The 24,098-nt window shown below is 53.3% G+C and carries 25 protein-coding genes, 1 pseudogene and 1 riboswitch; of the genes and pseudogenes, 24 read left to right on the forward strand and 2 right to left on the reverse strand.

What is annotated here, in order from left to right; all coding sequences use genetic code 11:
* The first annotated feature begins 134 nt into the window (after positions 1 to 134).
* From BUB13_RS07760 to BUB13_RS07850, 20 genes and pseudogenes are all read left to right on the forward strand, one after another.
* Positions 135 to 1,919, forward strand: coding sequence for a S8 family serine peptidase (locus BUB13_RS07760; RefSeq protein ID WP_072907544.1), 1,785 nt, complete (start codon positions 135 to 137; stop codon positions 1,917 to 1,919).
* Positions 1,920 to 2,031: 112 nt separating this feature from the next.
* On the forward strand, positions 2,032 to 2,340 hold the full coding sequence (gene rplU / locus BUB13_RS07765) for a 50S ribosomal protein L21 (RefSeq protein WP_072907546.1): 309 nt from the start codon (positions 2,032 to 2,034) through the stop codon (positions 2,338 to 2,340).
* Positions 2,341 to 2,352: 12 nt separating this feature from the next.
* Positions 2,353 to 2,607 (forward strand): 50S ribosomal protein L27, encoded by a 255-nt coding sequence (gene rpmA, locus BUB13_RS07770; RefSeq protein WP_072907548.1) that lies wholly within the window; start codon positions 2,353 to 2,355, stop codon positions 2,605 to 2,607.
* Between the two features lie 272 nt (positions 2,608 to 2,879).
* Complete coding sequence (gene obgE / locus BUB13_RS07775) at positions 2,880 to 3,929, forward strand: GTPase ObgE (RefSeq protein WP_072907550.1); 1,050 nt, start codon at positions 2,880 to 2,882, stop codon at positions 3,927 to 3,929.
* Between the two features lie 44 nt (positions 3,930 to 3,973).
* The gene (proB, locus tag BUB13_RS07780) at positions 3,974 to 5,116 is read left to right on the forward strand and encodes a glutamate 5-kinase (protein ID WP_072907552.1); all 1,143 of its coding nucleotides are present in this window, start codon (positions 3,974 to 3,976) and stop codon (positions 5,114 to 5,116) included.
* Positions 5,116 to 6,372 (forward strand): glutamate-5-semialdehyde dehydrogenase, encoded by a 1,257-nt coding sequence (locus tag BUB13_RS07785; protein ID WP_072907554.1) that lies wholly within the window; start codon positions 5,116 to 5,118, stop codon positions 6,370 to 6,372. Before proB ends, BUB13_RS07785 begins: the two co-directional genes overlap by 1 nt.
* 7 nt (positions 6,373 to 6,379) lie before the next feature.
* Positions 6,380 to 7,024, forward strand: a complete 645-nt coding sequence (nadD, locus tag BUB13_RS07790) for a nicotinate-nucleotide adenylyltransferase (protein WP_072907556.1) — start codon at positions 6,380 to 6,382, stop codon at positions 7,022 to 7,024.
* A gap of 2 nt (positions 7,025 to 7,026) precedes the next feature.
* A complete protein-coding gene (gene rsfS / locus BUB13_RS07795; protein WP_084091866.1) occupies positions 7,027 to 7,383 on the forward strand; it encodes a ribosome silencing factor in 357 nt (118 codons plus the stop codon).
* Positions 7,384 to 7,857, forward strand: coding sequence for a 23S rRNA (pseudouridine(1915)-N(3))-methyltransferase RlmH (gene rlmH / locus BUB13_RS07800; protein ID WP_072907560.1), 474 nt, complete (start codon positions 7,384 to 7,386; stop codon positions 7,855 to 7,857).
* 34 nt (positions 7,858 to 7,891) lie between these two features.
* A complete protein-coding gene (locus BUB13_RS07805) occupies positions 7,892 to 8,245 on the forward strand; it encodes a TraR/DksA family transcriptional regulator (RefSeq protein ID WP_072907562.1) in 354 nt (117 codons plus the stop codon).
* Positions 8,246 to 8,286: 41 nt separating this feature from the next.
* Positions 8,287 to 9,657 (forward strand): tetratricopeptide repeat protein, encoded by a 1,371-nt coding sequence (locus BUB13_RS07810; RefSeq protein WP_072907564.1) that lies wholly within the window; start codon positions 8,287 to 8,289, stop codon positions 9,655 to 9,657.
* 3 nt (positions 9,658 to 9,660) lie between these two features.
* A complete protein-coding gene (gene gpmI, locus BUB13_RS07815; protein ID WP_072907567.1) occupies positions 9,661 to 11,187 on the forward strand; it encodes a 2,3-bisphosphoglycerate-independent phosphoglycerate mutase in 1,527 nt (508 codons plus the stop codon).
* A 30-nt stretch (positions 11,188 to 11,217) separates the two neighbouring features.
* Positions 11,218 to 11,412 (forward strand): annotated as a pseudogene (locus BUB13_RS19510) (double zinc ribbon domain-containing protein); the annotation flags it as partial.
* Between the two features lie 9 nt (positions 11,413 to 11,421).
* Positions 11,422 to 11,922, forward strand: a complete 501-nt coding sequence (locus tag BUB13_RS07820; protein ID WP_161947631.1) for a ComF family protein — start codon at positions 11,422 to 11,424, stop codon at positions 11,920 to 11,922.
* Positions 11,923 to 12,002: 80 nt separating this feature from the next.
* Complete coding sequence (locus tag BUB13_RS07825) at positions 12,003 to 13,460, forward strand: PAS domain S-box protein (protein WP_072907571.1); 1,458 nt, start codon at positions 12,003 to 12,005, stop codon at positions 13,458 to 13,460.
* Positions 13,461 to 13,725: 265 nt separating this feature from the next.
* On the forward strand, positions 13,726 to 15,423 hold the full coding sequence (locus tag BUB13_RS07830) for a sensor histidine kinase (RefSeq protein ID WP_072907572.1): 1,698 nt from the start codon (positions 13,726 to 13,728) through the stop codon (positions 15,421 to 15,423).
* Positions 15,401 to 16,111, forward strand: a complete 711-nt coding sequence (gene btsR, locus BUB13_RS07835) for a two-component system response regulator BtsR (protein WP_072907573.1) — start codon at positions 15,401 to 15,403, stop codon at positions 16,109 to 16,111. Before BUB13_RS07830 ends, btsR begins: the two co-directional genes overlap by 23 nt.
* A gap of 222 nt (positions 16,112 to 16,333) precedes the next feature.
* Complete coding sequence (locus BUB13_RS07840; RefSeq protein WP_072907575.1) at positions 16,334 to 17,419, forward strand: TRAP transporter substrate-binding protein; 1,086 nt, start codon at positions 16,334 to 16,336, stop codon at positions 17,417 to 17,419.
* Positions 17,420 to 17,498: 79 nt separating this feature from the next.
* Positions 17,499 to 18,038 carry a TRAP transporter small permease subunit gene (locus BUB13_RS07845; protein WP_084091876.1) on the forward strand — a complete coding sequence of 180 codons (540 nt, stop codon included), beginning with the start codon at positions 17,499 to 17,501 and terminating at the stop codon, positions 18,036 to 18,038.
* 59 nt (positions 18,039 to 18,097) lie between these two features.
* Positions 18,098 to 19,405, forward strand: a complete 1,308-nt coding sequence (locus tag BUB13_RS07850; RefSeq protein ID WP_072907577.1) for a TRAP transporter large permease — start codon at positions 18,098 to 18,100, stop codon at positions 19,403 to 19,405.
* Between the two features lie 90 nt (positions 19,406 to 19,495).
* Here BUB13_RS07850 and BUB13_RS07855 read toward each other — a convergent pair whose 3' ends face one another.
* A complete protein-coding gene (locus BUB13_RS07855) occupies positions 19,496 to 19,996 on the reverse strand; it encodes a ferritin-like domain-containing protein (RefSeq protein WP_072907579.1) in 501 nt (166 codons plus the stop codon).
* A 35-nt stretch (positions 19,997 to 20,031) separates the two neighbouring features.
* On the reverse strand, positions 20,032 to 20,541 hold the full coding sequence (locus BUB13_RS07860; protein ID WP_072907581.1) for a ferritin: 510 nt from the start codon (positions 20,539 to 20,541) through the stop codon (positions 20,032 to 20,034).
* 240 nt (positions 20,542 to 20,781) lie between these two features.
* Between BUB13_RS07860 and yihA the strand changes: the two genes are divergently transcribed.
* From yihA to cobS, 4 genes are all read left to right on the forward strand, one after another.
* Positions 20,782 to 21,369 carry a ribosome biogenesis GTP-binding protein YihA/YsxC gene (yihA, locus tag BUB13_RS07865; protein WP_072907583.1) on the forward strand — a complete coding sequence of 196 codons (588 nt, stop codon included), beginning with the start codon at positions 20,782 to 20,784 and terminating at the stop codon, positions 21,367 to 21,369.
* 89 nt (positions 21,370 to 21,458) lie between these two features.
* Positions 21,459 to 21,648, forward strand: a riboswitch (cobalamin riboswitch).
* Between the two features lie 96 nt (positions 21,649 to 21,744).
* Positions 21,745 to 22,266: a bifunctional adenosylcobinamide kinase/adenosylcobinamide-phosphate guanylyltransferase gene (gene cobU, locus BUB13_RS07870; protein WP_072907585.1), complete on the forward strand. Its 522-nt coding sequence runs from the start codon at positions 21,745 to 21,747 to the stop codon at positions 22,264 to 22,266.
* 20 nt (positions 22,267 to 22,286) lie between these two features.
* Complete coding sequence (gene cobT / locus BUB13_RS07875) at positions 22,287 to 23,348, forward strand: nicotinate-nucleotide--dimethylbenzimidazole phosphoribosyltransferase (protein WP_072907587.1); 1,062 nt, start codon at positions 22,287 to 22,289, stop codon at positions 23,346 to 23,348.
* Positions 23,345 to 24,097, forward strand: a complete 753-nt coding sequence (gene cobS / locus BUB13_RS07880) for an adenosylcobinamide-GDP ribazoletransferase (RefSeq protein WP_072907599.1) — start codon at positions 23,345 to 23,347, stop codon at positions 24,095 to 24,097. The genes cobT and cobS overlap by 4 nt, the downstream gene beginning before the upstream one ends.
* Position 24,098: the final 1 nt, after the last annotated feature.

Consider the following 24,098-nt stretch of genomic DNA (forward strand, 5'->3'; position numbering starts at 1 on the left):
AACTGGGCTTGGCAAGATGCGATGACGGGAAAACTATGTTTAGCTCTCAGGACTCTGCACAAGGTTCCATCCTGATTCTCTGCTGATCGCGAGCGAGGAATCGTCATAATCGAAATGAAAAAGAGGTGTTGTTTATGTTGAAGCGTGCGTTGTTGCTGTTGCTACTGCTGTTGCCGCTGGTTGCATCGGCAGGGCAGGAAAGAGGACTGCGTGGCCCGGAGCGGGTCGCTGATGAAATCATTGTCAAGTTTGCAGCTGATCTCTCTATCACTGAGAAACAGGGGGTGCAGAAGCGGTTCGGGTTGGAAAAGAAACGTGACAGTTTGCACCCGGGAGCATTTTCTGTGTTCAAGCATGGTCGTCCGCAGGCGGTACTGAAGTCGTTGCGGGCCATTCCAGGTGTTGTTTATGCCGAGCAGAATGCCTATGCCTATGCCAGTTCAGTGGTGCCGAACGACCCCTATTATGGTTACCAGTGGCACATGCAGCGGATTGGGATGGGGTCGGCGTGGGAACTTGCCGACGGAGCCGGTGCGGTGGTCGCGGTGATCGACACCGGTGTGCGGCAATCGCTGGCGGATCTGGCTCAAACCGTTTTTCTGCCCGGTTATGATTTTGTCAACCAGGACACCGATCCGACTGATGACGAGGGGCACGGTTCGCATGTCTGCGGAACCATCGCCCAGGCTACGAATAACGGCATCGGCGTAGCTGGAATTGCCCATCAGTCGAGCATTCTTCCGGTCAAAGTGCTGAATAATCGTGGCAGCGGTACTTACGATGATATCGCTGATGGCATTGTCTGGGCGGCGGATCAGGGGGCCGATATCATCAACCTGAGTTTGGGTGGCCCGGTGTCTCTGCAGGTTTTGCAGGATGCCTGTGAGTACGCCTGGAACAACGGGGTTCTGTTGGTCGTTGCGGCGGGGAATGAGGCAACCTCTGCACCTTCCTACCCGGCTGCTTACGATGTTTGCCTGTCGGTCAGCGCAACGACCTCGCAGGACACCCTGGCGTCTTACTCCAATTACGGTTCGACCATCGATATCGCTGCGCCGGGTGGAGACAGCGGTGACTACAATGGTGACGGTTACGACGACATGATTCTGCAGAACACTTTCAGCGGAACGTCCGAAGGGTACTATTTCTTCGTCGGAACCTCGATGGCGGCGCCGCACGTCGCCGGAGTGGCAGCACTGGTGAAGGGGCTCGCTCCAGCCATCGGCAATGCCGAACTACGCAGCCTGCTTGAGGCGACAGCGGAGGATATCGGCACATCCGGGCGGGATGACCTGTTCGGCAACGGACTGCTTGATGCTGCAGCAGCGGTGGCTGCCGTTGCCGGTTCCGAACCGGACAATTTTCCACCGCAGGCCGATTTCAGCTTTACAGCCGATGGCCTGCAGGTTGCTTTTGCCGATCAAAGTCAGGACTCGGACGGATTAATTGTTGCCTGGAGTTGGAATTTCGGTGACGGCACAGTTTCCAGCGAGAACAGCCCGGTGCATGCTTATCTGTTTCCCGGAACCTATACCGTGACACTGACAGTGGCCGATGATGGTGGTGACGTCAACAGCGTGACGAAAGATGTGACGGTGTATGACGCTGGTGTCACTATGGGGGTGGCCGATATCACGCTGAGCAAGACTATGCGGGGACGTAATTATCAGGTGAGCGGCTTGGTGACCATCCTGAATTCTCTCGGCCAGCCGGTTGAAGGGGCGACGGTTTCGGTTGTCTGGAGTGGAACGGTAAACGCTTCGGCAAGCGGTTCGACTGGTGCCGACGGCAAGGTGACTTTATTGTCGCCGCGATTCAAAGTTGATGGAGCGGTGACTTTGCAGGTTGTGGATGTGATTGACGATCTCTATCAGTATGATCCGGCGACCAATGTTGAAACCGAAGATTCGCTGAACTGATTGATTCTGGGTGAAAAACAGTTGACAGTATTGCGAGCTGCGGTTATATTGCTCCGTCGCAGCGCTATAGGTGCGTCTGCAGATTGTTTAATTCGTTGATAGGAGTAGCAACATGTATGCGGTGATCAAGACCGGAGGAAAACAGTACAAAGTTTCCGAAGGCGACCTTCTCAAGGTCGAAAAGATCGAAGGCGCAGTCGGTGAGACTGTCGAAATCGATCAAGTCCTCATGGTCGGTGGCGCAGAGGTAAAACTCGGAACACCTCTCGTACCAGGTGCCAAGGTTAAGGCACAGATCGTTGCCCAGGAAAAAGACAAGAAGATCCTTGTCTTCAAATCCAAGCGGCGCCAAGGGTATCGTAAAAAATACGGCCACCGTCAACCTATTACCCGACTTAAAGTCGCGGCAATCGAAGCTTAAGGAGGCTCTCTCATGGCTCATAAGAAAGCTGCCGGTAGTTCCAAGAACGGCCGCGATAGCGCTGGTAAGCGCCTCGGGGTCAAGCGGTTTGGCGGTCAGGAAGTAACCGCCGGTTCCATTCTGGTTCGCCAGCGTGGCACCACCTTCCACCCCGGCAACAACGTCGGTTGTGGTAAGGACTACACTCTGTTCGCTCTGGTTGACGGCGTCGTCAAGTTCGAAACCAAGGCGAAGGGTCGCAAGCAGATCAGCGTTTACGCTGACTAAAGCGGATCCAAAGAAACAACCGGAGAAACCCGACAGTCAGTAGACTGCCGGGTTTTTCTGTTTCCTACGGTGGTGATTGACGGTTTTCCGGTTATCCCGCAAAGGGTCGCGTAAATCCATCCCTGGAGCTTGTTGTCGCCATCCGGGCGACAAACACCCTTAGCGCGACAACTGGAAAACCGTTTCGCGCTAAGGTGGTAAATAATTTCCTCTCCCCAGGGCGGAGGGTTAGGGTGAGGGGGGCTTTTCCCCCTTGTCAGATAGAAGAGAAAATGAAGTTCGTAGATCAGGTCAGAATTGAAGTCAAAGCGGGCGACGGTGGTCGAGGTTGCGTCTCCTTTCGGCGGGAAAAGTTTATCCCCAAGGGCGGCCCCGACGGGGGGGACGGCGGCAAGGGGGGTGACGTCTATTTCGTTGTCGACTCCGCGCTGAGCACCCTGCTCGATTACCGTTACATGCATCACTACAAGGCCAAGAACGGTATGCCGGGGCTGGGCAAAACCATGCATGGCAAAAACGGTGAGTCGCTCGAGTTGCGGGTACCGCCAGGAACCCTGGTTTATGATGATGAAACCGACGAACTGTTGACCGATTTGACTGAACCGGGAGAACGAATTCTGTTTCTCGCTGGTGGTCAGGGCGGTCGTGGCAACGCTCGTTTCGCCACCAGCACCAACCGGGCACCGCGTCATGCTCAACCGGGAATTGAGGGGGAGGCAAAGTCGCTGCGACTTGAGTTGAAGCTGCTGGCCGATGTCGGCCTGGTCGGACTGCCGAACGCGGGCAAATCGACCCTGATCTCTTCGGTTTCCAAAGCCAAGCCTAAAGTGGCCGATTATCCCTTCACTACCCTGGTGCCGAACCTCGGCGTGGTTCCCTATGGCGGCTACAAGACCATGGTCATGGCCGACATTCCAGGCCTGATCGAGGGGGCCAGTGAGGGGCACGGTTTGGGGACGCGTTTTCTGCGCCATGTCGAACGGACCGATCTGTTCCTGCATCTGGTCGATCTGACCTGCATGCAGGAAGGTGATCCCTTCGAAAATTTTCAGATGCTCAACAACGAGCTGACGAATTACGATGACAGCCTGTCGCAAAAGCCGCAGATGGTGGTTCTGACGAAAATGGATGTTCCTGAGGCCAAAGAACTGGCGCAGGAGATGACGATGCATTTCGAGTCGCTCGGCTACCCGGTTTTTCAGATTTCCGCAGTTACTGGCGAAGGGCTGAAAGAATTGGTTCACGCTGTTGGCGAGGAGTTGGATCGGCGTCGCGAAGAGCAGGTGCCCGCACCGCTTGACAGTGAAGATAGCAGCGACTAGGCTTTTGCCGTTTGTTATCAAATCTATTTAAATTTTGAGGGAATATGCGCAAAGCTTTGCTCTCCCACGTAAAACGGGTTGTCGTGAAGATCGGCAGCGGGGTTATCTCCACCGTCGATGGTCTGGATGAGGCCCGGGTTGCTTCGATCTCTAAAGATGTCTGCGAGTTGCTGGATCGCGGCCTCGAGGTGATTCTGGTCTCCTCCGGTGCGGTTGCTGCAGGTAAAGGACAGCTCGGCATCAACGGTCGACCGCAGACGATCCCGCAGAAACAGGCGGCCGCAGCTATCGGTCAGACGCGGATTATCCGTGAATACAAAGAGACCTTCAACACGCACGGCTATAACGTTGCCCAGGTCCTGCTGACCCGCGACGACCTGTCGAACCGGCGTCGTTATCTCAACGCGCGCAACACCATGATGACCCTGCTCGAATACGGTGTCACTCCGGTGGTCAATGAGAACGATACCGTTGTCGTTGAGGAGATTCGCTTTGGCGACAACGATAACCTTTCGGCACTGGTGACGTCATTGATCGAGGCCGATATGCTGATCATCCTCTCTGATGTTGACGGCCTCTATGACAGCAACCCGGCAGAGAACCCGAATGCCGAACTGATCCCTGTTGTTGAGCGGGTCACGCCGCGAATCGAGGCGATGGGTGGGACGACGCGTGGTTCGCTTGGCACTGGCGGCATGGCGACCAAACTGAAAGCAGCGAAAAGGGCTGCGCTCAGTGGTGTCGGCACCCTGATCGTTAACGGACGCACCCCGCATGTGCTGCAACAGGTGTTCGATGGCGAGGATGTCGGCACCTACTTTTTGCCAGCACAGTCAAAACTGACGGCAAAGAAGCACTGGATCGCGTTTTCGAAAAAGCCGCGCGGCAAATTGCTGATCGACGACGGCGGTCGCAAGGCGGTGATTGAGCGTGGGAAAAGTTTGCTGCCGTCCGGCATCTGTGGTGTTGATGGAGGTTTCGAGCGCGGCGACGCTGTACGCCTCTGCGATCGTGACGGCAATGAGTTCGCTCGGGGCGTGATCGCTTACTCGCTGGCGGAAACCCTGCAGATTATGGGCAAGCAGTGTTCCGAGATCGCGACGATTCTCGGCTATAAATATCGTGATGAAGTGGTCTGTCGGGACGACCTGGTGCTGACCATTGAAAATGAAGAGGAGTCGGATTGATGGCGATTGCTGAAGAGATGTTGGCGTTGGCGATCGAGGCGCAGAAAGCCTCGCGGAAGATGGCGGTGCTCTCCTCCGGAGTGAAGAACGAGCTGCTGTTGAAAATGGCAACGGCGCTGGAGACGGCCGAAAGCGAGCTGCAGCGGGAGAACGAGAAGGATTTGCAGGCTGCCCGCGAAAAAGGAATGGCAGCAGCGATGGTCGACCGCTTGGCTCTGACCCCGGAGCGGATCAAGGGCATGGCTGACGGCCTGCGCGAAGTGGCTGCGTTGCCCGATCCGGTCGGTGAGGTCACCGGTATGTGGCTGCGGCCCAACGGCATCCAGGTTGGTCGCCAGCGGATTCCTCTCGGCGTCATTGGCATCATCTACGAGTCGCGCCCCAACGTTACCGCCGATGCGGCGGGCTTGTGCCTGAAGAGCGGTAACGCAGTTGTGTTGCGCGGCGGCTCTGAAGCGATCCACTCCAACACCGCCATCGGCAGCATCTTGCAGCAGGCAATGCAGGAGATGGGCCTGCCGAAAGCTGCGCTGCAGGTAGTGACGACCAGCGATCGCAACGCGGTGACGGAACTGCTCAAGCTGGAAGACCAGATCGATCTGATCATTCCGCGCGGCGGTGAAGGACTGATCCGTTTCGTTTCTGAAAATTCCCGTATTCCAGTGATCAAACACTACAAGGGGGTTTGTCACACTTATGTCGACAAGGCTGCTGACCTGCAGATGGCGGAAGATATCTGCATCAACGAAAAGGTCCAGCGGCCCGGCGTCTGCAACGCCATGGAGACCTTGCTGATTCATCAAGATATCGCCGCAGAATTCCTGCCTCAAATTACTGCTGCGATGCGCAAAGAGGGCGTCGAGCTGCGTGGCTGCGAGAAATCGCTGCAGATCGTCCCTGACCTGGTGGCGGCTACCGAGGAAGATTGGCCGGCTGAGTATCTGGAGCTGATTCTGGCGGTGCGTGTCGTCGAGAGCTTTGAGCAGGCGAAAGAGCACATCGAAACTTACGGCTCTCTGCACACTGAAGTGATCGTGACCAATGATTATGAGCTGTCGCAGCGTTTCCTGAAAGAAATCAACTCGAGTGTGGTGATGGTTAATGCCTCTTCCCGCTTTTCAGACGGTAACCAGCTTGGTCTCGGCGCCGAAATCGGCATCTCGACCACTAAGCTGCATTCGTTTGGACCGATGGGGCTGGAGGATTTGACGACCCGTAAGTTTGTGGTCCTCGGTAGCGGCCAGATTCGGAGCTGAGCAGGAAATGAAAATCGGTATCCTCGGCGGTACTTTCAACCCGATTCATAACGGGCACCTGCATATCGCCGAGGAAGTGTTGCGGTGCTGCGGCTTGGACCAGGTCTGGTTTATGCCGACCTGCCGTCCCCCGCACAAGCAGCTGGCTGATGAGGTTTCTTTCGCGGATCGGTTGGCGATGGTGGAGGCTGCGGTTGCCGAAACCCCCCACTTTTTTGCCAGTGATCTGGAGGGCCAGCGCGGAGGAACCAGCTACTCGGTCGAGACTTTGCAGCAGCTGTGCCAGCAGTACCCTGAACATCAGTTTTATTTCATCATGGGGCTTGATTCCTTTCAGGATATCGGCAGCTGGAAAGAGTACCAGAAAATCTTTAGTCTGGCGCACTTGATAGTGACCGCCAGGCCCGGCTTTTCCGGTTCCCTCAGAGAACTTCTGCCAGTTGATATCGCAAACTGCTTCTGCTATGATGCCGAATCCGAAAATCTGCGACATAGAGACGGATTTTCGATTATTTCAATAACACATACCTGCCGTGATGTTTCCTCCACGGACGTTCGTCAAAAGCTGATTGACGGGCGTGATGTGGATGCTTTTATTCCGCCGGCAGTTAATGAGTATATCCGGCGACACGGATTGTACCAGAAGGATTGATTTTGCAAGCTAAAGAAGCAGTACTGCAAGCGGTTGAATATGCGCTTGATAAAAAAGGGTTCAACCTGAAACTGTTTGAAGTTTCCGAGCTTTCCTCTTTGACCGATTACCTGCTCCTGGTTTCCGGCCGTTCCGATCGTCAAGTTCAGGCGATTGCAGAAAATATTAAGCTGGAATTTAAAAACACCTACCAGGAGTTGCCGCTGGCGATCGAAGGGATGGATCAGGGGCGCTGGGTGCTGCTCGATTATGGCGAGTTCATGGTGCATGTTTTCCAGGAACCGGTCCGCGAATTTTACGACTTGGAAGGTCTCTGGAGCGAGGCTCCTGAAATTGAGCTGGAGCGGACCGAGGCTTAAGTGAAACTGCGGCTGATCTGTGTCGGCAAGCTGGCCGAAGCCTGGCAGCGTCAGGCCGCTGATGAATATGCTGGACGGCTGCAGCGTTATTTCCCGCTGGAAATCGTTGAGCTGAAGGAAGAAAAAGGGGGGCGTAAGGGGGATGTTTCCGGGTTGCTGAAACGCGAAGGCGATCGCATTCTGGAAAAGGTCCCGCCACAGTCATTTTTGCTGGTGCTGGATGAGCGAGGTCGGCAGTTCGGTTCGGAACAGCTGGCGGAAAAGCTTGGTGATGAAATGCTGCACGGAGGGAGAGACTGGTGTCTGGTTATCGGCGGGCCCTACGGTCTCGACCCTCGTCTGCGGCAACGTGCCGATCAGCTGCTCTCCCTCTCAAAAATGACTTTTACCCACCAGATGGCAAGGATATTTCTGCTGGAGCAGCTCTATCGCAGCAGTACGATTTTACGCAACGAACCTTATCACAACCGTTAGTGCAGATTAGAAATAGCAGGAGGCTTGACCCTAGATGGAAGAAGAACAGTTGCAGGAAATCCGCAATAACCTGTTGAAAATGCGGGAAGAACTTTTGACTGAAGCGGATAAGTCTTATGAAGCATCCCAGTCGCTGGGAAAAGATGGTGTTCCTGATATTGGCGATATGTCGTCTAACAGCTATAATCAGGAAGTATTGATGAACTTGAGTGAAGCTCAACGTGGGCGTGTGCGCGATATCGATGCGGCGTTGGAGCGGATCGATCAGGGGGTTTACGGGCTTTGTGCTCGTTGTGAAGAAGAAATTTCACCGCGGAGGATGGAGGTGCGGCCATTCTCTCGTTATTGTGTTGATTGCAAATCGGAAGTAGAAAAATTTGGAGAGTGAGTTTTCTGTTCCTTGTTTAATTTAGCAGCCTGGAGATGACCATGATTGTAGTTGCATTGTTCATGTTTCTGTTTATCGCGTTTGCTGCCGGATTCCTGTATTTCTGGGGGATCAATCCGGGAGAGGTTACGGTCTTTCTAACCAGTGAGCAGAGTTTTACCCTGCCGACCTCGATTATGTTGGTGCTTATCCTGCTGATCGGCCTGTTGCTCGGCAACAGTGTCCACATCTTCAGTGCCCTGACGAGTACGGCGAAAATTTGGCGTGGCGGGCGCAAACAGAAAAAAGCAGAAGAAATTGGCGTCATTTACCGCAGTGGCGTCGGCCGTCTGCTCTCGGGCGATCTGAAGAAAGCTCGCACGCTGCTGAAGAAGGCGCTCGATCGCGATCCGAAACGGGTTGATAGCTACCTTGCATTGGCCAGTGTTGCTGAGCAGGAAGGCAATACTCAGGAAGCCATCGATTTGCTGCACAAGGCACGCAAGCTTGATCCGAAAGGGCTGGAGATCCTCTTCAAACTAGCGCGCACTTTCCAGAATGAAGACCGCCGTGAAGAAGCGATGGCTGTTTATAAAGAACTGCTTGCAGGTGACGCCGAGAACCGTAAGGCGATGCGCGCCCTGCGCGACCTGAATATCGAACTGGGTCGTTACAGCGAGGCGCTGGAACTGCAGAAGAAAATCATCAAGGCGACCTCCTCCGGTGCTAAGTCGGTAGCCGAAAAGCAGATCATGTCCCAATTGCGCTACGAAGTTGCACGCGCTGACCTGGATCGTGGCGAGGCGGAAAAAGTCGTCGATGCCTGCCGCGATATGATCAAGCAGGATGCCAGCTTTACCCCGGCCCGTGTAACTCTGGGTGATGCTTATCGCCAACTGAACCGCGCCTCCGATGCTATCAAGGTTTACCAGGATGGCTACAAGGCTCTGAAGAAGAGCATTTTCCTGGCTCGTTTGGAAGATGTCTACATCGGTGCAGAAGATCCTGCGGCGCTGCTTTCTTTTTACCGCAGCCGCATGCAGGAAGATAAAGACGATCTGCTGCTTAAGCTTTATCTCGGCCGGCTTTGTCTGCGCCTGGAAATGGTTGATGAAGGGCTGCAACACCTCACTGACCTGGAAGCGACCGGCATCGATTTCACGAAGTTACATCTGCTGCTGGCGGAAGCTCATCGCCGTCGCAATAAAATTGATCAAGCGGTTGTCGAGTATCAGAAGGCTCTCGGCATTGACAGCCACCTGAGTCTTGGTTTCGTTTGTGAAGAATGTAACGAGCGCTTTGACACATGGCAGGGACGTTGCCCGGTTTGCAAAGCTTGGGACTCGTTGGTTCTGCCCGAGCGCAAGCAGATTCAGGACGCCAAAGTGGCCGAAAGCCCGCAGCCGATTCCGCACGGTCAACGGGAGGCCTAAAGGGTGGCACAGCAACCGGTCGCACTGGTTATTCTGGATGGTTGGGGGATCAGCAACAGCTGTGACAACAACGCCGCCTGTATGGCCAAGACTCCTACGATGGATGCCCTGCGTGCCGAGTGGCCGAATGGTCGGCTCGGTGCCTCCGGGCGCGATGTTGGCCTGCCAGATGGGCAGATGGGTAACTCAGAGGTCGGTCACCTCAACATCGGGGCGGGTCGGATTGTTTATCAGGATTTGACCCGGATCAGTTTGGCGATTGAAGACGGCAGCCTGTACGAAAATCCGGTGCTGAAAGAGCTTTGCAGAAAGCTGGTCGATAGCAAGGGCAAGCTGCATCTGCTTGGCCTGCTCTCCGACGGCGGAGTGCACTCACACAACAGTCATCTCTACGCTTTTATCCGCATGGCGAAACAGCTGGGAGTCAAGGATGTTTGCGTTCATGCCTTTATGGATGGCCGCGATACCCCGCCCAGCAGTGGCGCTGGCTATCTGGCTGAATTAGAGCAGGAATTGGTAAAGATCGGCCTCGGTCGCGTTGCCACTGTGACCGGGCGCTATTGGGCGATGGATCGGGACAACCGCTGGGACCGGGTTGAACAGGCCTACCAGGCTCTGACTGAAGGTTTTGGTCAGCAGGCGGAAACTTCGGCACAGGCCATTGAGGCAGCTTACGCTGCTGGGCAAACCGACGAGTTTGTCAAGCCTTGGGTCATCGGTGACGGTGGAACCATCGAAGATGGCGACGGTGTGCTCTTTTTTAATTTCCGCGCTGATCGTGCACGTGAAATTACCCGCAGTTTGACCGACGCCGATTTCGGCGGCTTCAAGCGCAACAAGACTCCGCAGTTGGTCGATTATGTCTGTTTGACAGAATATGATGAAAACTTCGATCTGCCGGTGGCGTTTCCGTCAGAGACTTATCCAGATATCCTTGCAGAAGTTATCTCCAAAGCCGGTTTGCGGCAACTTCGGATCGCGGAGACGGAAAAATATGCCCACGTCACCTTCTTTTTTAACGGTGGTGTCGAGGAGGCATGGGAAGGTGAAGATCGGGTCCTCATCCCTTCCCCCCAGGATGTTGCCACTTACGATCAGAAGCCGGCGATGAGTGCGGTTGAAGTGACCGACGAGGTGGTCAAAAGGATCGAATCGGATCAATATCAATTGATTATTCTCAACTTTGCTAACCCTGATATGGTCGGCCATACTGGCGTGCTTGCTGCTGCCATCGAAGCGGTCGAAACGGTCGACAGCTGTTTAGGGCGCGTTGTTGAAGCGATGCTGAAGAAAAACGGTCGTATGCTGATTACGGCTGATCACGGTAACTGCGAGCAGATGAGTGATGGCAAGGGAGGGGCACATACTGCCCATACCAGCAACCCGGTTCCTTTTGTCTTTATCGACCCTGAGCAGAAAGATGCCAAGCTGCGCGATGGTATTCTCGCTGACCTGGCACCGACGATCCTGCAGTTGTTGGGCATCGAAGTCCCCGCGGCGATGACCGGAAAAAGTCTGCTGGCCGGATAATCTTCGAACTGACGGATTTGGGGGGAACGGATGCTGCAGTTTGCTCGCTGGCTGTTTCAGCAACTCTTCCCTGCTGCCTGTCCCCTCTGTAAACAAACCTTTCCTGCCGGTTGGGCGGAGCCTTTTTGCAGCTCCTGCTCAGCCGGTTTTCTTGTTTTGCCGTCCGGGCGCTGCAGCTGCTGTGCTCTTCCTTTTGGGGGAGGTGCAAACAGCTCTCATCTTTGTAGCCGTTGTTTGCAGAATCCCCCTGCGTTCAGCCAGGTACACGCCCTCGGCCGCTATGAAAAATCCCTGCGCGAGGCGATTCATCAATTCAAGTTTAACAATCAGGTGTCACTCGATAGACCGCTGGCTGAAATACTTGCTGCAGTGATTCCGCCGGGTTGCGAGTTCGACCTGATTGTTCCCGTCCCTTTGTCGCCTGCACGTTTGCGCCACCGCAGCTTTAACCAAGCTCTTCTGCTGGGACGGGAGTTGGGCAAGAGACTGGCTGCGCCGGTAGAAAACGGACTGCTGGTCAAGCAGGTTGAAACCATCGCGCAACATGATTTATCAGCTTCGGAAAGGCAGAGAAACTTACAGGGTGCTTTTCGCGTGACGCGCAACCTGTCAGGGGAAAGGGTTCTTCTCGTTGATGATGTGATGACAACAGGTTCGACTCTGCGCGCTTGCAGTAGCGTGCTGCAAGGGGCTGGATCCGGTGACATTCAGGTTGCTGTCCTGGGACGGGCATGATGGAGGAAAAGTTTTGCTCGCAACTTAAGTGAATGTTATAGTCTGATAATGTTTTCTTATTGCTGTTCCCTGAGGCTGAAATGAAATCGGATTTTCACCGCCTGCTGGCCGAATATCCCCTGGAAACCCTGCTGCAAACCATCCCGACTGGACTTTTTCTGGTCGATACCGACTTTCAGGTTGTCTATTGGAATACAGAAGCCGAGCGGATTACCGGCTACAGCTCAGCTGAAGCGGTCGGCAGGCATTGCTCATTTCTTGAAGGTATTCCCTGCAAAGACAAGTGTGGGCTTTACGCCGAAGATACAGAAAAGCCGGTTATCGGCATTAACTGCTCAGTTCAGCACAAAGACGGTCGTACTATTCAGCTGACCAAAAATGTCGACTTGCTACGGAACAAGACGGGGACAGTCATCGGTGGCATTGAGGCCTTTGTTGATATCAGCCGGTTGAAACAGCTGGAGAACAGTTTGCGTAGTGAGGTCGAAGATCGCACCCGTGAACTTGAACTGGAAAAGGCTGCCCTGCACTCCGTTCTTGATGGCATGGTCGACCCGGTTTACATCTGCGATGCCGAGTTCCGCATTACCTTCATCAACCGTGCTTTGCGCGATATTTACGGTGATATTACCGGCCAAGTCTGCCATCGGGCATTGCATAATTCATCTCTTGTCTGCGAAGACTGCCCGATTACAGATGTCCTTTCCGGTGGAGTTGAGTTCCGTGAGCGTGAGCTGGAAAACACCGGCAAGATTTATGAAATTGTTCATTCGCCGTTCCCGATGGCACAGAATCCAACCCATAAGCTGGGAGTTTTCCGTGATATTACCGAACGTAAAGCGGCCGAACGCCGCCTGCAGCAGGCTAACGGCGAACTGGATGCTTTTGTTTCCACGGTTTCTCATGACCTGCGCTCACCACTGACTCCGCTGATCGGCTTTGCTGAGTTGCTGGAAGAGCGTAGTGTCGATCAGCTGGATGAGATCGGTCGCGAAGCTTTGTCGGAGATTAAAAAAACCGCGACCCGGATGAAAGCGCTGCTGGAAGACCTGCTGACATTGGCGCGAGTCGGTCAGTTGAAAAACCCGGTGCAAAAGGTCGATGTGACCCGGGTGGCTGAAGATGTGATGCTGGAGTTGGCAGACAAAGTCATTGAACGCCAGGCAAAGGTCGATATTTCGCCGCTTCCCAATGTCCGTATTCCTGAGTCTCTACTGACCGATCTGTTCCGCAACCTGCTGGCGAATGCTTTAAAGTATGCGGCGGTTGAAGACCCGCGTATCGAAATTAGCGGCGAAAGCTTTCCGGGCCGCGTGCGTTATCGTGTGGTCGATCATGGCCCCGGTATCGCGCGGGATGAAATGGCGGAAGTTTTTGAGCCGTTTCGTCGCGGCAGTAGCAGCCGGGCACACCAGGGGAGCGGCATCGGCCTGGCGACCGTTGCTAAAATCGCCCGTGTTTACGAAGGTTCGGCATGGGTTGAAGAGACACCCGGCGGCGGCGCGACCTTTGTTGTCGAACTGGCTAGAAACGATTAAAACCCTCCTTTTGCCTCATCTCCTGCCGTTTACCTGTTGTTAGCGACCGCTGGAGAGGAATCTTTTGCCGCAAAAAGAAAATCCCTTTATGCTTGAAATCCAACACTTTCTTGTTTTTTCTTCAGTTCTATAACCCAAAAAAGGTTTATGAAATCAAAGCTTGGGTGCTGACCACGAAGATACAGAGTCGCTCTGATTTATTTGACTTTCTTCGTGTTCACTGTGAAACCGTCTGGGTTATAAGTTTTTTACAGGTCGAGGGATTATGCCGTTAATCTTTGAACTGTTGCAGCAGATGGCGATGATTGTCGTCATCGCCTATCTTTTCAGTAAATCGCCGGCGATGAATTATCTGACCGGTGAGCGCTTGCGTAACCGCGAGAAACTGATCCTGTATTTTACCTTTACCCTGTTTTCGATTCTGGGAACCTATACCGGCTTGCCGATTCAGGGAGCCATTGCCAATACGCGCGCGATTGGAGCTGTGCTGGCAGGGTTGATTGGTGGCCCAGCTCTTGGCGTTTCTGTTGGTTTGACGGCAGGGATTCATCGTTTCTCTCTTGGCGGTTTCACTGCTTTTTCCTGCGGCATCTCGACGACAACTGAAGGCCTCATCGGCGGTTTGATCCACTTATGGCTGATGAAGAAAAACAACCCTGAACAGGTTTTTCAGCCGGCTATCGCCTTCGGCGCGACCTTTGTTGCCGAAGTGACCCAGATGGTTTTGATTCTGCTTTTGTCCCGCCCCTTTTCCGACGCCCTTGCACTGGTGGAGATGATTGCTTTGCCGATGATTCTGGCCAACTCGGTTGGCGCAGCCTTGTTTATCAGCATGGTTAGGGACCAGAAACGGGTAAGGGATAAGGTCGGGGCAATGTTCTCTTCCAAGGCCTTTACCGTCGCTGACAGGACACTGGGGATATTGAGCCGCGGCTTCAGTTCTGAATCTGCCAAAGAAATGGTCGAGATTATTCGGCAGGAGACAGGGGTCGGAGCCGTGGCGATAACCGACCGGGAAAAAATTCTCGCATTCGCCGGTATCGGTGATGATCACCATCGCCCGGGAAACCCGGTTGTCACGAAATGGTCACAGCTGGCCTTGAGTGAAAATAAAGTTGTTTTCGCTAATGGTTATGAAGATCATTTCCAGTGCCCTTTAACCGATGATTGCCCGATCGGGTCTGTCCTGGTGGTTCCACTGCAGATGGATCAGGAGGTGGTGGGTACCATCAGCCTGTACGAGCCGAAAACCAAGCTGTTTCTCAGTATCAACCGCTCTTTCGGGGAAGGCCTGGCAACTCTTTATTCGCATCAGTTGCTGAGATCGCGGTATGAGGAACAGAAATCGCTCTTGGTCCGATCGGAGTTGAAGCTGATCCAGGCGCAGGTCAATCCACATTTTTTATTCAATGCGCTCAATACAATACGCGCTGTTGTTCGCAAAGACTCGGACAGGGCTCGTGACTTGCTGCTGGAACTTTCAAACTTCTTCCGTACAAACTTGAAGCGGACCAGTGATACTGTGACATTGGAAGAGGAAATCGCTCACAGCGGTGCCTACCTGGAAATAGAAAAAGCGCGTTTTGGCAAACGTCTGGTTGTTGAGATGGAGATCGATCCGCAGCTGAAGGGATTGAGGGTGCCGGCCTTTACCCTGCAGCCGTTAATAGAAAATGCTGTCAAGCATGGAGTTGCCAGCCTGCTCGATCAGGGGTATATCTGGGTGAGAGCTTATCAGCAAGGACGGCTTGCTTTGATCGAGGTTGAAGATAACGCTGGCTGCTACTGTAAACCGCTCGAATCCCAGGGGCTGGGAATGAAACTCGTAGATAAACGGGTGAAAAATCTTTATGGAAACGAGGCCGGACTGTCGGTCGAATGTGTGCCGCAGGAGAAGACCCTGATTAGGGTCACGATTCCTCAAGACAAAGGGCAATTTGATGATTCGAGCGCTGATTGTTGATGATGAGGAACTGGCTTGTGAAGAGCTTCAGCTTTTGCTGGAAGAAACCGGTGCTTTTGAGCTCGTCGGGGTGTGCTTTAACGCGTTGGACGCCTTGAAACAGATCAAGGAAAAACGCCCCGAACTTCTGTTCCTCGATATTGAAATGCCTCAAATAAATGGCTTTGAGCTTCTGGCGATGATCGAAGCTGACTTGATGCCGCACGTTGTTTTTGTGACGGCTTACGATGAACATGCCCTTAAGGCCTTTGAGGAAAAGACCCTCGACTACCTGCTGAAACCGGTTTCCCGGGAGCGAATGGACAAAACGGTTGCCAAGTTACGGGAAACGATCAGGCGAGGCCAGGTTCCCAGTTACGAGGTCGATTCTCTGAAGCAGATTCCTTGTCAACAATCCAACCGGGTCAAATTAATAGCGACAGGTGATGTTGAGTTTGCGTTTTCTGACCTTGCCGGGATTCATGTGGTGAGCCCGGAAGGAATGTATTTTACCGAGCTGACGTTGAAAGCACTGGAGGAGAAAACCGAGCTGCTGCGTTGCCACCGGAAATACCTGATCAACCCGGCAAAAATCGATCAGATAAAAATGCTTGAAAACGGGTTAGCCGAAATCATAACTTTCCGCAACGCAAAAATACCGGTCAGCCGACGTTACCTGAGACAGCTGAAGGCCAAACTAGAGCTATAATTCTTTGAAATTGCCACTCAAACAGCCATATCGACCACTCATCATAATCCCCTTCTGGCTATTTATAATCCTGGTTTAAATTGTTTACTCTGATTTACGGGAATATTTTCTCGAGCCATTGACAACTGGCTGTTTGCTAGGGAGAATTGAGATCTAATACTAAAAAAGTGTTAGTTTCTGGTCTCTATCATCACTTTCTTAACAATGACGTGGAGGAGCTGTATGAAGAAATCGATTTTTCGCCTGACTCTGTGCACCTTGGCCATTTGTTCGCTGCTACTGACTGGAACACTGGTAACCAAGGCTGATGCCGCACCGAAGTATCGCTGGAAGCTGGCTCAGACCTGGGGAACCGGTTTCCCGATTTTTGGTGATGCGGTTATCAAAATGGCGGACATGGTCAAAGAGATGTCGAACGGCGAGATGGAAATCCGCATCGATTCGTCAAACAAGCATAAAGCTGCATTCGGTGTGCTTGATATGGTCAAAGCCGGCCAGTATGAGATGGGGCACTCAGCATCTTATTATTGGAAGGGCAAGGATGTTAATACCATGTTCTTCACGACCATGCCGTTCGGTATGATCGCTCCTGAACAGTATGCCTGGTTCTACTATGGCGGCGGCATGGAGCTGATGAAGGAAGTTTACGACAAGCACGGTGTCTATTCTTACCCGGGCGGTAATACCAGCAACCAGATGGGTGGCTGGTTCCAGAAAGAGATCAACAGCCTTGAGGACTTGAAAGGTCTGAAGATGCGGATCCCTGGTTTTGCCGGTGAGGTCCTGTCGAAGCTGGGTGTTGTTGTCACCAATATCGCACCGGGTGAGCTCTACACCGCTCTCGACCGTGGGACCATCGATGCTCTGGAATGGGTCGGTCCCTCTCTCGATCTGAATATGGGCTTCCACAAGATTACTCCTTACTACTACACCGGTTGGCATGAGCCTGCGACCGAGCTGCAATTCATGGTCAACAAGAAGAAGTTTGACGCCCTGCCAAAGCACCTGCAGAAGATTGTAGAAATCGCCATGCAATATGCTGCCTACGACATGTATGCCCGTTCCTACAATGACAGCGCTGAAAACTGGGACAAGATCGCCAAGGAATATCCGAACGTAAAGATCAAGACTTTCCCGAAAGATGTTATTGCAGCGATGAAGGCAGAAAACGAAAAGCTGCTCAAGGAAACTGCAGCCAAGGATCCAGTTTTCAAGAAGATCTATGACGCCCAGACCGCTTATATGAAAAAGGCACGTCGTTGGACCGAGATCTCTGATTACGCCTACTTGAAGGATAACCTCGAGTAATACTTTTGCTCACACAGGAAAGGCTCCCGGCATTTTATGCGGGAGCCTTTCTGCTTTCCCTTTTTCCGGCAGGATGATTATGCTGTTAAAAACTGAACGAGTTTTAGATCGGTTTTCCGATTACGTTGGTTACGTCGCTGCAGCATTGATGCTTCTGATGCTGGCGAACGTTTTTTACGATACGATTATGCGCTACTTTTTCCGTTCCGGTTCCATCGCGCTACAGGAGCTTGAATGGCATATCTTTTCGGTCGTTTTCCTTTTCGGAATTTCCTACGCGCTCAAAACCGAGGGGCACGTCCGCGTTGACGTTCTCTATGACAAGTTTTCACCCAAAGCCAAGGCCCTGGTAAATATTGCCGGTACGCTGATCTTTTTGATCCCCCTTGCGGTGCTGATTATCAATGGTTCAACTTGGTTTGTTCACGAGGCTTATACGATGAACGAAATCAGCGGCGATCCTGGCGGGCTGACCCACCGTTACTTGATCAAGGCGGTGATTCCACTCTCCTTTGTTTTTCTGGTGATTTCCGCAGCTGGTTTCGTGGTCCGGAATATCCGTATTTTCCGTGGATTGGAAATGCCCCCGGAGCACCATGTCGAAGACGATGTGCTTTGATCCTGACTTTGCAAACAAATAGTGAAGACACTATTTATTGATAAAAGGACGTTGGCGTAATGATTGGTTTAGTAATGTTTGCTGTCTGCCTGCTGTTGCTTTTGGTCGGATTTCCGGTCGCTTTCACCTTTGGCGGTGCAGCAGTTATTTTCGGCCTGTTTGCCGAGGGGCAGAGTATTTTTGCCATGATGCCGCACCGTATCTGGTCGGTTATGAACAACACCATCCTGATGGCGATTCCCCTGTTTATTTTTATGGGGATTGTACTGCAGAAGTCTAAGCTGGCCGAGCGACTACTCGAATCGATGGGTTTTCTGTTCGGCGAAATACGTGGCGGGATCGCTATCTCAACAGTCCTGGTCGGGGCTTTGCTGGCGGCCTCTACGGGGGTTGTCGGAGCCAGTGTCGTGGCGATGGGAGTTATCTCGCTGCCGGTTATGCTCAAGTACAACTATGACAAGCAGCTGGCGACCGGGTCGATCTGTGCTGCAGGGACCCTGGGGCAGATTATTCCGCCCTCGATCGTTCTGATCATCCTTGGAGACGTTTTTCAGGAGCCGGTTGGCGATCTGTTCAAGGCAGCTTTCTGGCCAGGGTTGTCACTGGTTCTGTTCTACGTCATCTATATCCTGGTAGTGGCCTATATTAAAAAGGATATTGCTCCTCCGATTCGGCTCGACGATTCGCACGGTACGAAAAAGCAACAGATCTTTACTGCTCTGCGGGCAATCGTGCCACCGCTGGTACTGATTGTTCTGGTCCTTGGCTCAATCCTGTTCGGCATCGCGACGCCGACAGAATCCTCGGCGATTGGCGGGGTCGGTTCGATCATTCTTGCCGCGATGTACAAGCAGCTGTCGGTGCGGATGGTCTGGGACAGCGCCCTGGAAACAACCAAGATTACCGCGATGGTTTTCGCCATCCTGGTCGGTGCGACCGCGTTCTCGATGGTTTTCACCTATACCGGCGGTGACTATATCGTTGAAGATTTCATGATGGGCCTGCCCGGAGAAAAGTGGGGCTTTTTGATCCTCTCGATGCTGCTGATCATGGCGCTGGGCTTTTTTATCGATTTTGTCGAAATTTCCTACATCGTTGTGCCGATTCTTGCCCCGATCGCTGCTAACCTGGGTATCAATCCCGTCTGGTACGCGATTCTGGTCGCGATGAACTTGCAGACATCGTTCCTGACACCGCCGTTCGGATTCAGCCTGTTTTATCTGAAGGGGGTGGCCCCTCCGGAGGTTAGAACGATGCATATCTATCGGGGAGTTTTGCCATTTATCGTTATTCAGGTCCTGGTTTTAGGAATCCTGGTGGTCTACCCGGAGATCTTCGGGCTGAGCAGCACCTATTCACCGTTCTGATCCCGGCGAAAGAACGCTCCGGTTGGTCGAAAAAAAGCCCCGCAACATCGTTGCGGGGCTTTTTCTTTGTCCTAAATTTTAAACCGATTGTTATTCGCGAACGAATGTATCGATATCGGTCTCGTGAGGCATGCCCATGATGCGGGCATACTCGGACTCGATCAGCTGCCAGTGATGATTAGTCGACTTGGCGTTCTCTTCAAAGACGGCACGTACTTCCGGATCTTCGATTTTAGCGGCCATTTCGCGCAGGCTTTCTTCCAGGCGTTTTTCTTTTTCCATCGCCAGTTCCATTGCCTTCTGGTCGTTGAAGTTGGCCAACAGGGCTTTGTCCAGATCAGACAGCCACTCGTCGTTTTTGTCCGGATCTTGAGCGATAAAGGTCTCAAAATCGCCCAGCTCGGCGGCGCAGTCGCACTTGTCAAAGAAGTGCTTGGCGTGCTCGCGCTCTTCCTTGGCCAGCAGTTCGAAGGTTTTGATCGCGTCAGCGTTTTTCATCTGCTTGGCAGCAATCTGGTAGAAATTCATGGCGTTTTTCTCGGTTTGCACCGAGCGGAGTAAAGCATTTTTTACATCGATCTCACTAAGCATCAGGTTGTTCCTCCTTCTCTCGTTGGATTAAATGATCATTCTGCAGCAATTGGTTCAAAAGTACGTGAACCCAAATCCTTGTCCAGCATCATAAGCCCACGACCGTCTTCTTGTATACGATTTAATTGCGCAATAATATAGCCCGCGCTGGCTTCTTCTTCAACCTGTTCGGTGACAAACCACTGCAGGAAGATCTGTGCGGCGTGATTACGCTCGTCGATAGCGATGTCCATCAGGTTGTTGATCCGGCCGGTGACGATCTTTTCGTGAGCCAAGGCTTTTTCAAATGCGTCCAGCGGGGAGCTGTAGTCGTTGCAAGGTTCTTCCATTGCCAGCATTTTTACCCGGCCGCCTGCTTCACAGACGAAGTGAAACATTTTCTCGGCATGGGACATCTCTTCCTGGAACTGGACGTCCATCCAGTTGGCCATCCCGGGCAGGTCTTCAGATTCAAAATACGCCTGCATCGCTTTGTAGATGAGGGCGGAATGGATTTCGAAATTGATCTGATCGTTGATTGCGTTAAGCAGTTTTTCAGAAAGCATCGGAAACCTCCATCGTTGGGTCAGTGATAAGTCAAAGTCAAGCAAAATAGATGACAATTATACTCATCTATTTGTAAAGTGCAAAGAATTTTTCCTATTAACAAATCAATCAAAACAAAGCTTATCTTATCTCATTCATTTGTAAAATTTCCGTCCGGAAAAACATTGATTGTCAAACAACGATCAGGTCGACTATTCTGCACGGACTGTTTTTTCTTTTTTTACGGAAACCTATTGAGTATGAAAATTTCCTCTGCAGAATTTATCAAGAGTGCGACCAACCCCGGCAACTACCCTCCACCGGAGCTTGCCGAGATTGCTTTTGCCGGTCGCAGTAACGTCGGTAAAAGTTCACTGATCAACGTGCTGGTCAACCGCAAAAACCTGGTGCGAACCTCATCGACCCCTGGACGTACCCAGTTGCTCAACTTTTTCGATATCAACCAGGGCAGTTTTTCGCTGGTAGACCTGCCCGGTTACGGTTTCGCCAAGGTGCCGCTGAGTGTGAAAAAAGCCTGGGGCCCGATGATGCGGACCTACCTGGAACGGCGTGAATGCCTCAAGGCGGTCATCTTCATCCTCGACATTCGCCGCACCCCGCGCGAAGAGGATATCCAGATGCTCGACTGGCTGGAAGAGTTCGAGGTGCCGACCATTCCGGTCATTACAAAAATCGACAAGCTTAAACGTGGCCAGCGCGATAAGCAGATCAAGGAAATTGCTACAACTACTGGCCTGCCGAGTGATGTGTTCAGCCTGTTCTCCGCTTTGACCAAAGAAGGCAAAGATGATATCTGGGAACGGATTGAAGATGCTTTGGAGGCATAAGCATAAATAGCGCGATCTCGTCAGGCCCACCAATCCCTTGTAGACAAATTGCTTTTTTTTCGCGGCTCTGTTACAAACGCAACATATTTTATCGAGTAAACTATTCGGGTGCCCGTTGAAACCGGACGGGAGAATAGGGAAGAGGGTGAAAATCCCTCGCTGCCCCGCAACTGTAAGTGGTGATGACCGTCAGCAGGCCACTGGCTCTTTTGAGTCGGGAAGGGCTGACCAGTAAGGCGACCCACAAGCCAGGAGACCTGCCCGGATATTGACCGTAGCCCTTTCGCGGGAGAGGTGCCGGAGTCGAGCAGTCTATGACCCCGGTGCCAAGTTGGTGCCGGGGTTTTTGCGTTTGCCGAAGTCAGAGAGATTGTCATGGCGAAGATGATTTATGTCACCGGTGGCTCCCGCTCGGGAAAGAGCAGCTATGCCCAGCAGCTGGCCGAGCGGCATGCTGGTAACCTGCTTTACATCGCTCCGGCACGCGTTGATGACGATGAGATGCTGGCGCGCATTGAATTGCATCAGCAGGCGCGCGGAGAGCGTTGGCGGCTGCTCGAAGAGCAGCTCTGGCTGAGCGATCGGCTGCCCGATGCTGGGCCCGGCCACGGAGCACTGCTGCTCGACTGCGTCACCCTCTGGATCACCAACCTGTTCTTTCATTTCGAAGAAAAGCAGGGACCGGTGCTGGCCGAGGTCGATCGTTTTATCGAGATGGCCTGGCAACTGGAAGAGCCTCTTTATCTTGTCTCGAACGAACTCGGCAGCGGGATCGTGCCGGAAAACCGGATGGCACGTAAATTCCGCGATCTGGCCGGGATCGTTAACCAGCGCCTCGCCGCGGCAGCGGACGAGGCCTGGATGGTGGTGTCCGGATTGCCGGTGAAACTCAAATAGCTTTCGGAGAAAATATTTCAATGTCACAAATCGAACTGCAGCATATCATCGAGCAGATCAAGCCAGTCAGTGAAGAAAAATTGGCCGCTGCTCAAGCCCGTTTCGACAGCCAGGCCAAACCGGTCGGTTCCCTTGGCCGGCTTGAAGAGTTTGGCAGCCGTTTTGTTGCTATCACCGGCAAAGACAAAGTTGCTGGCAAGCGGGTCTATACCTTTGCCGGTGACCACGGCGTGACAGCAGAAGGGGTCAGCGCCTTTCCGCAGGAAGTTACCCCGCAGATGGTCTTCAACTTTGTTGATGGTGGCGCCTCGATCAATGCCCTCGCCCGCCATGCCGGAGCCGAGGTGTTGGTAGTCGACATGGGGGTGGCGACCGATTTCGAAGATATGGATGGCTTGATCAAGCGCAAGATCGCCAAAGGCACCGCTAACTTTGCCGAGGGCCCGGCGATGACGCAGGAACAGGCGATTCAAGCCCTGCTGACCGGGGTGGAAATGGCAAGGCAGGCCAAAGCCGATGGCATCGACCTGGTCGGAACTGGCGACATGGGCATCGGCAACACCACGCCATCGGCGGCGATTGCCGCCTGTATCTGCCGGCTGCCGGTCGAGCAGGTGACCCATCGTGGCACTGGTATCGACGACGAAGGCCTGGCGCGCAAGATCCTCGCCATTAGCAAAGGTTTGGAAGTCAATCAACCGAATCCGCAGGACGCTGTCGATGTCTTGGCCAAAGTCGGTGGTTTTGAAATCGGCGGCATCGCCGGACTGATTCTCGGTTGCGCTGCCGAAGGCATCCCGGTGGTGGTCGATGGTTTCATCTCGACCGCCGGAGCCCTGATCGCCTCGGAACTGCACCCGAACGTGCGTGACTATATTTTTGCCGCCCACAAATCAGTGGAGATCGGTCACCATCACATGCTGCATAAGATCGGTCAGCAGCCGATGCTCGATCTTGGGCTGCGGCTCGGGGAAGGCACCGGCGGGGCCGTGGCCATGACTCTGATTGAGGCTGGTCTGCAAGTGCTGCGCGATGTCCTTACTTTTGACCAAGCAGGTGTTTCCGAAGGCGCTGATCAGTGAAACAGCGCTGGGACGATTTTCGCACCGCCATTGCTTTTTTGACCATCTTCCCGGTGGCGAACAATGTTGCGATGGACAACCGGCGGCTCGGTCGCAGCATGGGTTTGTTCCCGGCGGTCGGCCTGCTCCTGGGGCTGGGATTGGTGGTTAGCAACGGGCTGCTCAGCCCACTGATCCCGCGTGCGGTTCTCGACTGCCTGCTGATTCTGCTGCTGATCCTGGCTACAGGTGCCCTGCACCTCGATGGCATCGCCGATATGATCGACGGGCTCGCTGCCAGTCGCGACCGTGAAACCAGTTTGCGGATTATGAAAGACAGCAGGGTCGGCGCCATGGGCGTGGTTGGTCTGGTGATGTTGCTGCTACTTAAGTACCTCTGCTTGTTCCATATCCCGCTGGAGCAGAAGAGCGCTGCGCTGCTGCTCATGCCGACCGCTGGGCGCTTCAGCCAGGTGTTTCTCTCCCGCTGCTCGACTTACATCCGCCGTGAAGGTGGTACCGGTTCCGTGTTTGTCGATCATGTCGGCAACGGCGAGCTGTTTCGTGCCGGGTTGACCATTCTGTTGGCAGTGTTGCTGCTGTTCTCGTTCAAAGGGGTGGTGTTCGCCGCATTGTTATTAGTGTTCACAACGCTGATGATGCACTATTTTGAGCGCCGCCTCGGTGGCGTCACCGGCGATGTGCTGGGTGCGGCGACCGAAATGACGGAAGTTTTTTCCCTGTTACTGATTCTCACAATCTGGGGGTGAT

It is taken from the genome of Malonomonas rubra DSM 5091 (genome assembly GCF_900142125.1).
GTDB classification, from domain to species: Bacteria; Desulfobacterota; Desulfuromonadia; order Desulfuromonadales; family Geopsychrobacteraceae; genus Malonomonas; species Malonomonas rubra.

Excerpts from the sequence above, each read along its gene's own strand:
- BUB13_RS07785 (WP_072907554.1), top strand. The coding sequence starts at position 5,116 with ATGGCGATTGCTGAAGAGATGTTGGCGTTGGCGATCGAGGCGCAGAAA.
- rplU (WP_072907546.1), top strand. The coding sequence starts at position 2,032 with ATGTATGCGGTGATCAAGACCGGAGGAAAACAGTACAAAGTTTCCGAA.
- BUB13_RS07810 (WP_072907564.1), top strand. The coding sequence starts at position 8,287 with ATGATTGTAGTTGCATTGTTCATGTTTCTGTTTATCGCGTTTGCTGCC.
- yihA (WP_072907583.1), top strand. The coding sequence starts at position 20,782 with ATGAAAATTTCCTCTGCAGAATTTATCAAGAGTGCGACCAACCCCGGC.
- BUB13_RS07760 (WP_072907544.1), top strand. The coding sequence starts at position 135 with ATGTTGAAGCGTGCGTTGTTGCTGTTGCTACTGCTGTTGCCGCTGGTT.
- obgE (WP_072907550.1), top strand. The coding sequence starts at position 2,880 with ATGAAGTTCGTAGATCAGGTCAGAATTGAAGTCAAAGCGGGCGACGGT.
- BUB13_RS07825 (WP_072907571.1), top strand. The coding sequence starts at position 12,003 with ATGAAATCGGATTTTCACCGCCTGCTGGCCGAATATCCCCTGGAAACC.
- BUB13_RS07840 (WP_072907575.1), top strand. The coding sequence starts at position 16,334 with ATGAAGAAATCGATTTTTCGCCTGACTCTGTGCACCTTGGCCATTTGT.
- BUB13_RS07830 (WP_072907572.1), top strand. The coding sequence starts at position 13,726 with ATGCCGTTAATCTTTGAACTGTTGCAGCAGATGGCGATGATTGTCGTC.
- proB (WP_072907552.1), top strand. The coding sequence starts at position 3,974 with ATGCGCAAAGCTTTGCTCTCCCACGTAAAACGGGTTGTCGTGAAGATC.
- BUB13_RS07855 (WP_072907579.1), bottom strand. The coding sequence starts at position 19,996 with ATGCTTAGTGAGATCGATGTAAAAAATGCTTTACTCCGCTCGGTGCAA.
- BUB13_RS07845 (WP_084091876.1), top strand. The coding sequence starts at position 17,499 with ATGCTGTTAAAAACTGAACGAGTTTTAGATCGGTTTTCCGATTACGTT.
- nadD (WP_072907556.1), top strand. The coding sequence starts at position 6,380 with ATGAAAATCGGTATCCTCGGCGGTACTTTCAACCCGATTCATAACGGG.
- btsR (WP_072907573.1), top strand. The coding sequence starts at position 15,401 with ATGATTCGAGCGCTGATTGTTGATGATGAGGAACTGGCTTGTGAAGAG.
- cobU (WP_072907585.1), top strand. The coding sequence starts at position 21,745 with ATGGCGAAGATGATTTATGTCACCGGTGGCTCCCGCTCGGGAAAGAGC.
- rpmA (WP_072907548.1), top strand. The coding sequence starts at position 2,353 with ATGGCTCATAAGAAAGCTGCCGGTAGTTCCAAGAACGGCCGCGATAGC.
- BUB13_RS07805 (WP_072907562.1), top strand. The coding sequence starts at position 7,892 with ATGGAAGAAGAACAGTTGCAGGAAATCCGCAATAACCTGTTGAAAATG.
- BUB13_RS07860 (WP_072907581.1), bottom strand. The coding sequence starts at position 20,541 with ATGCTTTCTGAAAAACTGCTTAACGCAATCAACGATCAGATCAATTTC.
- BUB13_RS07850 (WP_072907577.1), top strand. The coding sequence starts at position 18,098 with ATGATTGGTTTAGTAATGTTTGCTGTCTGCCTGCTGTTGCTTTTGGTC.
- cobT (WP_072907587.1), top strand. The coding sequence starts at position 22,287 with ATGTCACAAATCGAACTGCAGCATATCATCGAGCAGATCAAGCCAGTC.